Origin of the sequence: Pedobacter sp., from assembly GCF_035317785.1 — a bacterium.
Taxonomy (GTDB): Bacteria; Bacteroidota; Bacteroidia; order Sphingobacteriales; family Sphingobacteriaceae; genus Pedobacter.
Window position 1 is genome coordinate 1 of sequence record NZ_DATHGC010000406.1, and the last position, 12,701, is coordinate 12,701.

The 12,701-nt window shown below is 45.0% G+C and carries 10 protein-coding genes; 5 read left to right on the forward strand and 5 right to left on the reverse strand.

Features of this window, described 5'->3' with window-relative positions; all coding sequences use genetic code 11:
* The coding region (locus tag VK541_RS25425; RefSeq protein WP_324373462.1) for a hypothetical protein at positions 1-2,680 on the forward strand (2,680 nt) is incomplete at its 5' end.
* A gap of 4 nt (positions 2,681-2,684) precedes the next feature.
* Here VK541_RS25425 and VK541_RS25430 read toward each other — a convergent pair.
* Entirely contained in the window at positions 2,685-3,677 is a 993-nt protein-coding gene (locus VK541_RS25430) for an SH3 domain-containing protein (RefSeq protein WP_324373463.1), read from the reverse strand.
* Positions 3,678-3,753: 76 nt separating this feature from the next.
* Positions 3,754-4,302: a hypothetical protein gene (locus tag VK541_RS25435; protein ID WP_324373464.1), complete on the reverse strand. Its 549-nt coding sequence runs from the start codon at positions 4,300-4,302 to the stop codon at positions 3,754-3,756.
* A gap of 139 nt (positions 4,303-4,441) precedes the next feature.
* Between VK541_RS25435 and VK541_RS25440 the strand changes: the two genes are divergently transcribed.
* Both VK541_RS25440 and VK541_RS25445 read left to right on the forward strand, forming a co-directional pair.
* Entirely contained in the window at positions 4,442-5,386 is a 945-nt protein-coding gene (locus tag VK541_RS25440) for a DUF72 domain-containing protein (RefSeq protein WP_324373465.1), read from the forward strand.
* A gap of 61 nt (positions 5,387-5,447) precedes the next feature.
* A complete protein-coding gene (locus VK541_RS25445; protein ID WP_324373466.1) occupies positions 5,448-6,083 on the forward strand; it encodes a peroxiredoxin in 636 nt (211 codons plus the stop codon).
* Between the two features lie 52 nt (positions 6,084-6,135).
* On the opposite strand, the gene VK541_RS25450 is transcribed toward VK541_RS25445, so the two are convergent.
* Together VK541_RS25450 and VK541_RS25455 are read right to left on the reverse strand one after the other, a co-directional pair.
* A complete protein-coding gene (locus VK541_RS25450) occupies positions 6,136-9,126 on the reverse strand; it encodes a DUF2723 domain-containing protein (protein ID WP_324373468.1) in 2,991 nt (996 codons plus the stop codon).
* Between the two features lie 422 nt (positions 9,127-9,548).
* Positions 9,549-10,487, reverse strand: a complete 939-nt coding sequence (locus tag VK541_RS25455; RefSeq protein ID WP_324373469.1) for an NADP-dependent oxidoreductase — start codon at positions 10,485-10,487, stop codon at positions 9,549-9,551.
* 156 nt (positions 10,488-10,643) lie between these two features.
* Here VK541_RS25455 and VK541_RS25460 point away from each other — a divergent pair, with 156 nt between their 5' ends.
* Positions 10,644-10,976: a hypothetical protein gene (locus VK541_RS25460; RefSeq protein WP_324373470.1), complete on the forward strand. Its 333-nt coding sequence runs from the start codon at positions 10,644-10,646 to the stop codon at positions 10,974-10,976.
* A gap of 245 nt (positions 10,977-11,221) precedes the next feature.
* Positions 11,222-11,791 carry an RNA polymerase sigma-70 factor gene (locus VK541_RS25465; RefSeq protein ID WP_324373471.1) on the forward strand — a complete coding sequence of 190 codons (570 nt, stop codon included), beginning with the start codon at positions 11,222-11,224 and terminating at the stop codon, positions 11,789-11,791.
* Positions 11,792-11,858: 67 nt separating this feature from the next.
* Here VK541_RS25465 and VK541_RS25470 read toward each other — a convergent pair whose 3' ends face one another.
* Complete coding sequence (locus VK541_RS25470; protein WP_324373473.1) at positions 11,859-12,647, reverse strand: DUF3050 domain-containing protein; 789 nt, start codon at positions 12,645-12,647, stop codon at positions 11,859-11,861.
* Positions 12,648-12,701 lie beyond the last annotated feature (54 nt).

Genomic DNA, 12,701 nt, shown 5'->3' on the forward strand with positions numbered 1-12,701 from the left:
CATTTGGGAATGGCTGCAGAGCGTAGGACAGCGCATCTGGGACTGGACAGCCCCGGTCAGGGAGTACGGAGCCATGGCCTGGGATTGGGTGAAATCAACTATTGGCATTGGCAGCGATAGCTCCGGAGCAGAAAACTCCAACGGAATTATCCAGTGGATCCAGGGCAAAGCTGAAGAAGCCTGGACAAGTATCAAGGAAATCATGCGTCCGGTTATAGAACCGGTACAGCAAATCGCTTCCAAAGTAGCAGAGATCCTTCCCCTTGATGCGATTACCAGCTTGCGGGATACCATTTCCAATTTCGCACAAGGTGTCAACGGCATGGCCGCTGCGATGGGTGAAGATGGAGCAGGAGTTGCCGCACAGGCACAGCAAGCCTCACTGCGTGACGTCATTTTACCTGCAGTGCAGAACGCCATTCTGGATGTAAGGACAGGTATCAGCAATACAGGACTCTGGATCGCAGATAAAGTAGGCGGTTTTGTCGGCATGGTCACCGGGTTCTACAATTCGGTGGCATCCAGCTCTATTTTCAGTGCAGCTGCACCGGCCATAGCCTGGATCAATGACATCGCCATTAGCCTGGGCGGTTGGGTACAAACAGGAGTGATCAGCCTCTTTAACATGGCGAGTGACGGATTGGGCTATCTGGCCACATTTATAGAACCTGTTCTAAATGCACTGCAAAGTATAGTAAGTACCCTATCCGATCTTATGGGCAGGGCCGCCGATTTCATTCTCGGTCCGTTTATGCTCATTCCGGAATGTATCCGGACACCGATAAAGAACTTCCTGATTGAGCAGATCCTGAGCCGGATCCCGTTATTTAACCAGATTATGGCCATAGGCGATCTCTGGTCGAGGGCCCAGCAGGTGGTGATGACTGTTCTGTATCAGGTATTTGTAGACGGTAACCTGCCGGGAGCAGTCTGGACCTTCTTCAGGGAACTCCTGAGCCTCGTCGGCATTCCACCAGAACTGATCGTATCTATTCTGGCCAACGCTTCATCAGCAATAGTCGATATACTAGCGAACCCTGTAGGTTTCTTTATCAACCTGCTGGGCGGTTTGAAACAAGGATTTACCCAGTTCTTTGGCAATATTGGCACCCATTTGATCAATGGAGTGGTCTCCTGGCTGACGGGTGAAATGCAGGCTATGGGCATTCAGCCTCCTGCAGATTTCTCATTTGGCTCCATATTCGGATTTATCCTCCAGGTGTTGGGTATTACCATTGATAATATTTTCCGGCTGCTGGCCACAAGAATCGGCGAGGAAAGGGCACAGCGCCTGCGTGGCATGCTGGATATGGCTACTGGTGCCTGGAGCTTTGTCGCCGATGTGGTAGAACGCGGTCCGGTAGCGATATGGGAGCATATAGAACAGCAACTGAGTAACCTGTGGGATACCGTACTGACCAATATCATTACTTATATCAACGAGCGGATCATCGCCCAGGCCACTGTCTGGCTATTGGGAATGCTGGATATCAGCGGCATCATGCCAGTGGTGAACAGCATCATTGCTATATACAATGCCGTGCAGAGCTTCGTTGAATATTTTGTGCCGATACTCAGGATCATTAATCAATACCTCAGCATGCTGGCCGATGTGGCGCGTGGTAACATTGCGGGGGCCGCTAATTATGTTGAGGAATTGCTGGGAGATTCAATGCCAATTATAATAGGCTTCCTCGCCAACCAGTTCGGCTTTGGAGATATCGCCAACCGGATGCAGGAAATACTGGAATCTGTTAAGCTGCGGATTGATGCAGGTATTCTCTGGGTCATTGACCAGGCCATCGCTATCGGCGGGGCGATTATGGATGCGGGAAGGGCCGCTGTTGATGCAGTTACTAACTGGTGGAATCGCAGAGTAGGATTCAGGGCGGAAGATGGGTCAAATCACAATTTGGTTTATCGGGGAACGGAAGATAGTCCGCAATTATGGGTAGAAAGCACACCAAAATTAATGTCAGTTTTCTTAAACGAATCTGTTGCCGATACAACGCTGACTCCAGAAAAAAGGGCACTCGCAAATCAGGCTAAGAGTTTCTATGAAGCACAGGTTATTCCTGCTATTAACGAATTAAAACAAGTGCCACCTGATAATGCTGCTTTAAGATCTGAAAAGCTAGCCAGCCTAAATGCTTTGGAAAGTCAGTTAAATTCAATGTTATCTGGTTTGATAGGGGGCAGTAATTCTGCGCAAATGATTATGGACGCAGAATTGCATGCAGCATCAATTGCTGAGCAATCTTTTGCAGGTTTGGCTGATACTGAATCATTATCCAACGATCCTAACGTTATTGACAGACTTAGCAGGGCAAGGGAATTCGATGTTGGAGGCTACAGATCTTTAACCTCCGCGGGAGAATTTGGCAGGGTTGGTGATCAATTAGACAGTGACGAGGCGCTGCAGAATTTATATTTCAGAGAACGTTTAGGTGTGGAGAGACACGATGCTTCAATAAGCGGTAATCCGGCAATTGCCTTATCCCGGAGAATTCACAGTATGATTAGAAATTTAAGATCTGATGATTTGCCTGGCATGACGGCAATGCAGGTTTTAACACATCATATGACCGAGATGAGAAGAACCGGTGAAGTTCCTGATTTTGTTATGGTAGTATTGGAACGCGAATCTATTAGATTTATTCGAGAAAGGGGTGTGAGTTAGAAACCTAACTCACATCCAAAAATTCTTTTTTTACCCATTTGTTATCCGCACTGATCTTGGACCAGCCCTGCTGCTCGTCAATAATGAAAACCTCCTGACCTTTCATAAAAGAACCCACTTTTGGAAAACTAGTTCCGGGGCCGCTCCTTACATTGAGTGTAGTTGCATTCACGGTAGCCCTGGTCACATCCAGTGTATACGATCCGTTGACCCAGTGCTGCTGAGAACCGGAGATCCGGTACCAGCCGTTCTTCACCTCAAAGACCCGCAATACAGAGCCAAGCACAGCAGGTAAAACACCGCTCACTTTAGCGCTTTGGGCATTGGCACCAGTGCGGATATTCAGACTATCCGTATTCACGGAAACATACTTCAGAATATTCGCAGGTACAGGAGCCGGAATCGGAGCTCCGCTTAAAGTTGCACTGACCAGTGGCAGAAAGTGCTGTTCACAGGCACTTACCGAATTGCCGCCAAAGAAAGCAGTGCCCGGGCAGGTCTTGTTGTTCTTAGTGCCATTGTTGCGCTCACCCGTGGTGAGATTGAACCAATGGTGATATACCACTTTATTGCTGTTTACCGTTATCCCAAATTTTTTACAGAGCGCAGCAGTCATTCGGATGATGGTATCTTTATGAGCGGTGGTCATGACATCTTTACCGGTGTCAAAATTGCCCAGGTTCTCGATGCAGACCGAATTGGAATTGAAGCCCAGGATACAGGCGGGTGTCTGCTCCAGACTTCTTCCAGTTAGGATACTTCCGTCAGGAAAAGTGGTGAAATGCTGCCCGATGTCCATCCAGCCGTTATTGCTCACATGATAAGTTTTCATGCCCCGCTGGACTTCGAAATGATTAGTTGGCGTACAGGAAGCGTAGCTTGGGTTCCAGGTATGGTGTTCCTGAACATAAAGAATGGTTCTTGCTACGCGCAGGTTTGAAATCCAGGATTCAAACTCTGCGATATTCATTTTGGTGAAACCGAATTTGGTAGTCATGATCGTTGATTTAGATGCTATATTAAATATAATAAAAAAGCAAATAAAACAAGCTAACTTTTTTTAAATCAAATAGTTAATTCTTTTTCCAGACCCGGCTCTCATGTCTGGAAAAGTAGGAGAAACAGCTGTAAAGAAAAAGGCTGATGACCCATATGCCGGCCTTAAAGAAAAACCCGCTTTCACTGTAGAATAAAGTCAGCTGCGTAGCAGCAACAACGACCAGAACCATAATCGGCATACTGTAAAACCAGATCACGCGTGGAAGTACACCCCGGTTGCCATGAAATTCCAGCATGTTGTGCCTGATCTGAGGAATCCAGGGATGCTGTTTTTCCAGGAGCAGGCCCTCTTTGAAATTGGCATCCAGCAATTTCTGGTAAACACTCAGGTCCATGTTCCAGAGCATGATCATGCCGATTGCGCCTGCATAACAGATCAGGGTGATCAAAATCAAAGGGTTAAACGGCAGGGTGTCGTTATGTGTCAGCGCAAAACCTATACCTGCGAAGGTCGCCAGCAGCCAGCCAGAGCCAATTTTCCGGTATTCGTTTTGCATGTTGTTGAAATGTCTTTCACTGTCAGTGATCTGCTTGTTCAGATCCAGGATTTGTTGTACCTCCATAGGGTTTGGATTAATAAAATAGGGTACATAAATATAACGATCCTTAACCTGAAAAAATGAAAAAAGAACGGAAAAATAACATTAAGTAAAGCAAACTTTGCTTAAGTTTCGGAGTTTTATATTTTATAATCAAAAACCTATGGATTTTGGAAAAGTAACCGACAGTGCGCTTAAAGATGTAGACTTCAAATTGCCTGCCGATGGTGCAGCAACAGCAAAGACTTTAGCGCATGCCAAGCCGCTAAAACACCATGATTTCTTTGTTGGCTGCGCCAAATGGGGCAGAAAAGAATGGGTGGGGATGATCTATCCGGAGAAAACAAAAGAGGCCAATTTCCTGGATGAATACGTCAAGCATTTCAATTCTATCGAACTCAATGCCGTATTCTACAGCATTCCCAATGCAGATTTGATCAGGAAATGGCGACAAAAAACTGAAGAAAATGCCGGGCATAAATTTGTATTCTGCCCTAAATTCTCCCGGACCATTACGCACATCAAAAGACTGAAAGATGCTGAGGTACCTACCGACCTTTACCTGTCCAGTATCCATGAGTTTGGTGAATACCTGGGCCCCTGCTTTTTACAGCTGGGCGATAACTTTGGCCCCAAGAATGCGGATATCCTGGACAATTACCTGAAGCACCTGCCCGAAGACCTCGAAGTATTTGTAGAAGTACGGCATGAAGAATGGTTTTCTGATCCGGAAGCAAGGAGCATACTTTTTGAAATGCTGGCCAAATACAAGAAAGGGGCGGTCATTACGGATGCCAGCGGCAGGAGGGACTGCGTACATATGGAACTGACCATACCTGAGATATTTATCCGTTTTGTAGGCAATGGAGCAGCGCACCAGGATTCAGACTTTGCAAGGGTAGACGAATGGGTAGAAAGGATCAAGGCATGGCAGGACAAAGGCTTGAAAAAGACCTATTTCTTTTTGCACCAGCACGATGAAAAGGACACTCCGATACTGGCAAATTACACCATACAACAGTTCAATAAGCATCTGGGCGCCAATATCCCTGAGATCAAATTTCTCAGCGCTGATAAAGATATTACAAAACAAGGAGATTTATTTTAAATACTATACCTAATTTGTAGACATTATTTTTTTAATTTAGTACACCAAAAAATATAACATTATGAGTTTAAGAATAGGGGACGCAGCTCCCAACTTTAAGGCACAGACTTCAATAGGCGACATCGATTTTTATGAATACCTGGGCGATAGCTGGGGTGTTTTATTTTCTCATCCTGCGGATTATACCCCGGTATGTACCACGGAGTTAGGTCGCACGGCTTCATTAAAAGGCGAATTTGAAAAAAGAGATGTTAAGGTGCTGGCGCTAAGTGTTGATTCTGCGGAATCTCATAAAGGCTGGATCAAAGATATCAACGAAACCCAGAATACGAATGTAGAGTTTCCGATCATTGCCGATGAGGACAAAAAGATCGCAGATCTTTATGACATGATCCACCCAAATGCTTCAGAGACCCTGACTGTACGCTCATTGTTTATCATATCCCCGGATAAAAAAGTAAAACTGATGCTGACTTATCCGGCTTCTACAGGACGTAACTTTAATGAAGTGCTAAGGGTCATTGATTCACTGCAGCTTACTGCCAAATACAGTGTGGCTACGCCAGCAGACTGGGAAGATGGCCAGGACGTAGTGGTGATGAACAGCATCAAAACTGAAGATATTCCTGCAAAGTTCCCTAAAGGGCATAAAGTGATCAAGCCTTATTTGAGGACTACGCCACAGCCGAATAAATAGGATTGGGAAGTGGATATAAAAAAAAGGGGCTAATGCCCCTTTTTTTTATATCTTAACTAAACTTCGCCTGCAGCTCCTTAAACTTATCGCTGATCTTTTTGCTCAACTCTTTTTGCTGATAACCGGCAGCTACCCGGTCCAGGTTGCTCAGTACATACATGCCCAGCTGAATGTCCCTGTCATAAGCAGGATACCGCTCAGGCTCTAAAGAAGCAATATAAGTCAGCTCCTTATCCAAAAAGTCCAGCGTCTCTACTGTCAGCGCATTCGCCGATTTCACCTCATTCAGCGCATACATATTCTGTATCGTCTGATACCTGTTGATGGTATCGTCAATAGAATAATTTTTTAAAGGAATCTCTTTAATACTCTTTACCAGAATATTGCGTGCCTGGTGCATTTTTCCTTCCATAATCAGGTTGCCCGTCAGCGTATTCGAGATTGACCAGGTACCCTGCGCAACCCTTCTGCTCTCCGGATCGAGGTATTTTGCTGTCTGAAAACCTTTGAGGTCAAATTTCATCATGTGGTCATACATCGCATCACTATTTGTTTTTTCCATGATCTCACGCTTATCGCCGGGATCAGTTTTGAATGGCAGCAAACGAAGGGCATAGCCCTCCATGTACAAATACTTGTCCAGCCCGATGTAAGTGTCTTCAGAAACATTGCTTTCAAAATAAACCGGACGTTCCCAATTGTTATTGGCCAGAATATCCATGAGCGCCAGATCAGATTTAAATACAATGTTCTTGTTGTAAGTCCACTCCATTTTAGGGGTGATCCTGTCTTTGTCCTTTGCCGCTACAGTATGCGTTTTTAGCACCTGTGCCGCATCTACAGTGATGCTCAGGTTTTTTGAAGGCAGGAAATTCTCAAAGCTTCCGTCTGAAAAGGGCAATTTGTCGGCCTTATCGTCTGAGGTCATCACAGCGATCAGGTCTTTCAGCTCAATGCTATCCTTGATATCATAATCAAAATAACGCAGGTAATCCCTGACCCCGTTTACATACTTTTCAGTTGGCATGCTGACCGGCAAGGGAGCCGATTGGTTCAGTTGTAATTTCATCTGGTTGATGTAAGCATCATCAGAAAGGTACTGGATGTTGACCACCCTGATGTCTGTACGGATGCCTTCCACCTCCTGGGCGTACCACAAAGGAAAAGTATCATTATCAGCTGTGACAAACAGGATTGCATTAGGCGCGCAGGAATTCAGGTAATTCTTGGCCCAGTCCAGCGCGGTCGTTTTGCCCGAACGGTCATGATCGCCCCAGCCCTGAACACCCATAATGACAGGCGCAGCCAGCAGGCCCACAAGACAAGCCGTGATCAGGCTCAGCTTTGGCGCATTAAAGCGGGACAACCACTCCCTGATGGCAAACGCTCCAAACCCGATGAAAATGGCAAAAGCATAAAAAGAGCCCACATAAGCATAATCCCGCTCCCTTACCTGTCTCGGATCCTGGTTCAGATAAACAATGATGGCAAGTCCCGTAAATAAAAACAGTGCCATCACCACCAAACTGTCGTTCTTGTTCCTGCGGTATAAAAATATAAGCCCTAAAATCCCGAGAATCAAGGGCAAACCATAAAACCTGTTGAAGCCTTCATTTTCAGTAATGCTCGGCGGCAAATTGTCCTGACTACCCAGTCTGGCCGCATCTAAAGCTTTGATCCCGCTGATCCAGTTGCCATCGCTGTAATTGCCATGGCCCTGATTGTCATTCTGCCTGCCCGAAAAATTCCACAGGAAATAGCGCCAGTACATAAAACCCATCTGGTAAGATGTAAAAAACTTCAGATTCTGTGCAAAAGAAGGAGTTTCTCCCTCGGCCAGGTGCAGCCATTGCCTGTAAAAATTGATGTGATCCGGTTTGTCACTGTAAGTGCGGGGAAATAACAAATTCTTATCGTATTCAAATTTCACACCCCTTCCGGACACCTCGTACTTGTCCTTGCCCTTGCGGTATTTGGTGTAAGTATCCTTGGCGTCGATCTGTTTGGCGTCAAAAGTCTGGCCGTACAACAGCGGCGTTTCACCGTAATTCGTACGCCCCAGGTAACCGTACAAAGCAAAAGCATTGTCAGGATTGCTCAGGTTCAGACTGGTTTTTGCATCCGCCCGGATGATGATCAGGAAGTAAGAACTGAAACCCAGCAGTACAAAAGTAAGGCAGATCATGCCCAGGTTCAGGTGGTATTTATGGTGTTTAATGGAATAAAATATCGCATAGGAAATGCTGGCCGCGAGCAGCAGGATAAATGCCATGGCTCCGTATCCAAAACCGAAACCCAGTGTATTGACAAAGAACAGGTCAAGCTTGGCCGCAAACAACACAAAATACTGGATGATCACGAACTGCACAGCGGCCCAGATCAAACCGGCCGCACCGATCGCTTTAATGATGCCAAAAGTCGTAGTTTTTGCGGTTTTTTTGAAATAATATACCAGGACAACTGCCGGAATGGCCAGCAAACTCAGCAGGTGAACTCCTATAGAAAGACCAATAATGAAGGCAATCAGGATCAGCCAGCGGTCGTCGCCTTTGCTTTCCCATTTCAGGATCGCCCAAAATACCACGGCCGTAAACAGCATCGAAAGCGAATAAACCTCTGCCTCAACAGCCGAGAACCAGAAGGTATCAGAAAAAGTAAATGCCAGTGCACCGATTAGCCCGGTTGAGATTACAGTCAGCATATCCATCATGGTTTTTTCCTTTTTGTACAGCTTGACCGCCAGTAAAGTAATGGTCCAGTAGAGGAACATAATGGTCGCAGCGCTAAACAGCACCGAACTAAAATTGATGAAATACGCGATTTTGCCGGTATCACCGATAGCAAGCAGGGAAAAAAGCTTTCCAATCATAACGAAAAGAGGAGCGCCCGGCTGGTGGCCAACCTGCAGTTTATAGGCAGCAGCAAGAAATTCGCCGCAGTCCCAGAAACTTAAAGTAGGCTCCATAGTGAGCCAGTAAACAATACCGGCTATGGCAAAAACTACCAGTCCGGCAATGTTGTTGATCTTTTGAAATCGGTTCATGGTGTTGAGTTTTGGTTTTTAGGTACTTAAAAGTAAATATTAAATCGAACCGATTTCAAAATTTAACATTTCTTCACATTTGGGAGTGGTTATGTTGTGGTTTGTTTTTGTACTCCTCGTCTCAGAACCGGAGCTAAGAATGGGAACCGCTTGGAGCTGGAAAAAATAACCGTTCTCTTCGAAGACTGGCTTCCCTGAAGCTGCGCAACATGGAATAGAGTAGAGAACCGCTTGGAGCTGGAAAAAATAACCATTCTCTTCGAAGACTGCATCTCTTAGGCTCTCTGAAGGGGGAGCAAAGAGCGCTGATGTCTTCTCTGAGAAGGTGATTTTTTCTGCTCCGCGCTATTGCAGAACTAGCAGGAGTCTATCCTTCGGGATGACGACCGACGACCGGACAAGCAGGAGCACGATCGATTAAATTAAAGCGAAACCGTGACCTTTCCGACAGTTCTGCCGCTTTCTATCTGCTGATGTGCAGCAGCCATTTCATCAAATGCAAAAGTTTTAAACACATGTGACCTTACAATCCCTTTTTCCAGCAATCCGGCAATGGTTTTCATATCATCTCCGCTTGGTTTGACCCTGATGGTGTAGCCATTCATCCCAAGCGCCTCCGCCTTTTCAGTTACCAATTCGTTCAGTCCTGAAGGAATACTGATGATGGTCCTGCCTTTTTTCATGACCTTTAGAGAGCGGTCAATGTATTCACCGCCAATCGCATCCAGCACAAAATCAATGTCTTTTATCACATCTTCAAATGGCCGTGCTTTATAATCCACATGCTCGTCAGCACCCAAAGACAGCACAAAATCCTTATTCTCTTCAGATGAAGTGCCTGTCACATGGGCGCCCAGGTATTTGGCAAACTGCACTGCGTAATGTCCTACGCCGCCGGAAGCAGCATGGATCAGCACCCGTTGTCCTTTTTGTACATTAGCGTGGGCAAGGGCCTGCCATGCGGTAAGTGCCGCAAGGGTAGCTGCTGCTGCTGCATCATGACTGATATTGGCCGGTTTTATTGTCAGTTCGGCAGGATCAGCTACCACATATTCCGCATAAGCTTTGGCCAGTTTAGGAAAGGCAAGCATGGCAAATACCTCATCGCCAACTTTATAATCACGTACCCCGGCACCCGTTTCGGTAATCACGCCGGAGATGTCCCAGCCCAATATAGCAGGCAGTTCATTTTTGATCAGCCCGGCAATTCCTTTTCCTGAGCGGGTTTTTACATCAACGGGGTTGATGCTGATGGATTTCAATTTTACCAAAACCTGCCCGGCACTGATGGTGGGTACAGGTATCTCGGCTGCAACAAGCTGATCGGTCCGGCCAAAATCTTTTAATAATATCGCTTTCATTTTTTTGATCTTAATTGGTATAACAAAAGTATACTAATATTGCATTTTGTAAAGTTTACATCGTGTCAATTTATGAGGTCAGGATGACGTGTTATTTCGCTGCTTTTTAAAACATTAGGGTAGGAGACTTGTTCTATAATCTAAATAGCTAACATCATGAAAACAAAATATTTAAGTTCGGTATTGGTCATTGCATTATGTGCAGGAATGTCATTCGGATCATTCGCCCAGGAAAAGAAAAAAGAAACGGTAGGTGAAACCGTTGATAAAACCGGAAAGGCCATTGGTAAAACTGCTACTAAGGTAGGCAACAAGACCGCCGAAGTCACTGTAAAAGGTGGCGCTAAAGTGGTCGATCAGACCTATAAAGGCATGATGGCGCCCGATGGGACCAATGTGTATATTGATGGCAAAAACCGAAAATATTATATCAATAAAAAGGGCGCTAAGATTTATTTAAAAGCATCACAGATCAGGAAAAGACCGTAAAACTTTCGGCTCTCTTTCTGAGCTGCTACAGGTCAGCTACACATTTGATACACATCACAGAAAGGGTTGGTTCAGTTCAGACTGAGCCAACCCTTTCTGTGATGTGACGTAGGTCTGAGCCAATACTGAAGTTGGGCAAAGAGAGGACAGGCAGAGGTTAATGACTGTCATGATGGTTATTCTTAAAATAATGCAGAACTTTACATTAATGTTTCTTAATTTTAAGAGAGGGATAACTTATTTTCATGGCCAAATACAGCGCACATTCTGATCAGGAATTACTGGATCTTTTAAAAAAGGATGACCATGCTGCGTTTACTGAAATCTACAACCGGTACTGGAAGAAATTATTTACCGCGGCATCCAATAAACTGGATGACCTGGCTGAAGCAGAAGATATTGTTCAGCAGGTATTTATTACCATATGGAACAGGCGGGCTGTTATTGAGATTACCTCATCCCTTGCCTCTTATTTGGCTGTAGCTGTCAAATATCATGTGTTCAAAAGTCTCGACAAAAATTTTAAGAGAAGACAGTTTTCCGGTGATGATGCGGCTGCGGCTATACTGGAGATTGCTGATGATTCTACCCGGCAATGGCTGGAGTATCAGGAGGTCAGAGAAAGGTTGAGTTTGCTGGTTGCCGCGCTGCCAGAGAAATGCAGACTGGTCTATCAGCTGAGCCGCGAACAGGGCTATTCTCAAAAACAAATTGCTGCTGAACTGGATATTTCTGAAAAGACTGTTGAAGCGCACATGGGCAAGGCCCTTAAAAATCTTAAAACAGGGTTGAAGAGTTTTTTTGTTGCTTTATAATTTTGATTGGAACATTTTAAAGAGTTTGATCAGGCGATTCTGAGCAATAAATTAGAGAAAAACTGGTCTAGCTTGAGACAAGATCTTTCGTAATGATTTCTTTGTATACACCATCCCATAATTTGATGCGCTGGTTCAGCGATTCTTTACTGCAGATTTCTGCTTCCTGCCAATACCTGCTGTTTTGATTACATAATTCCTCCGTCATATTCAGTGCAAGATGGCTATGGTGGTCACCATCCACTTCAATATGCCGGTCCAGGTAATATTTGAACAAAGAGATCTGATCAGGGAATTTTTCATTCAAATCCGTTACGATCGCATGAAACATGCTCGGGATCAGGTCTTCCCTGCCAAAAGTAAAAGCTGCGGCCTGGTTATAAGATTTGCCGCTGTTGATGATAGAAAAAGTGAAGTTCACAAATTCCCTTGCTTCTTCAGGCGTTCCGGCTGACAGATAAGCATGTTCAAGTGTCTGTCCCGATTGCAAAGCCGCTATAAAATTTCTGATCTCATTTGTGTCTGCACCACATTGCTCCATTGCATCGAGATACATTTCAAAATGACTTTTCTTGTTGCCTGCAGCATCAATGTCAGATTCTTCACCGGCGACAATTTCATTGATTAATGCTCTGGTTGAACCCGAGCCAACAGGGAACCAGGGTAAAGTGGTACAGGTCAGGTTGATCTGAAGTGCTTTTAATAGAGACATAAAATCCCATACCGCATACACATGGTAACGCATGAAAATTTTCAGATCTTCTACGGAAGTGATGACCTTGTAAACCTGATGCTGAACTATTTTATCTTTTAAAGGACTTAAGGATTCTTGAATCTCTTCTAATTCTACTGACATATAAGGTAATGAATTGGCAAAAATAGGATTTTTTATAAAGTCTTTTCTATTTAC

Coding starts and splice junctions, on each gene's coding strand:
- VK541_RS25445 (WP_324373466.1), top strand. CDS start 5,448: ATGAGTTTAAGAATAGGGGACGCAGCTCCCAACTTTAAGGCACAGACT.
- VK541_RS25460 (WP_324373470.1), top strand. CDS start 10,644: ATGAAAACAAAATATTTAAGTTCGGTATTGGTCATTGCATTATGTGCA.
- VK541_RS25450 (WP_324373468.1), bottom strand. CDS start 9,126: ATGAACCGATTTCAAAAGATCAACAACATTGCCGGACTGGTAGTTTTT.
- VK541_RS25455 (WP_324373469.1), bottom strand. CDS start 10,487: ATGAAAGCGATATTATTAAAAGATTTTGGCCGGACCGATCAGCTTGTT.
- VK541_RS25440 (WP_324373465.1), top strand. CDS start 4,442: ATGGATTTTGGAAAAGTAACCGACAGTGCGCTTAAAGATGTAGACTTC.
- VK541_RS25435 (WP_324373464.1), bottom strand. CDS start 4,302: ATGGAGGTACAACAAATCCTGGATCTGAACAAGCAGATCACTGACAGT.
- VK541_RS25470 (WP_324373473.1), bottom strand. CDS start 12,647: ATGTCAGTAGAATTAGAAGAGATTCAAGAATCCTTAAGTCCTTTAAAA.
- VK541_RS25465 (WP_324373471.1), top strand. CDS start 11,222: ATGGCCAAATACAGCGCACATTCTGATCAGGAATTACTGGATCTTTTA.
- VK541_RS25430 (WP_324373463.1), bottom strand. CDS start 3,677: ATGACTACCAAATTCGGTTTCACCAAAATGAATATCGCAGAGTTTGAA.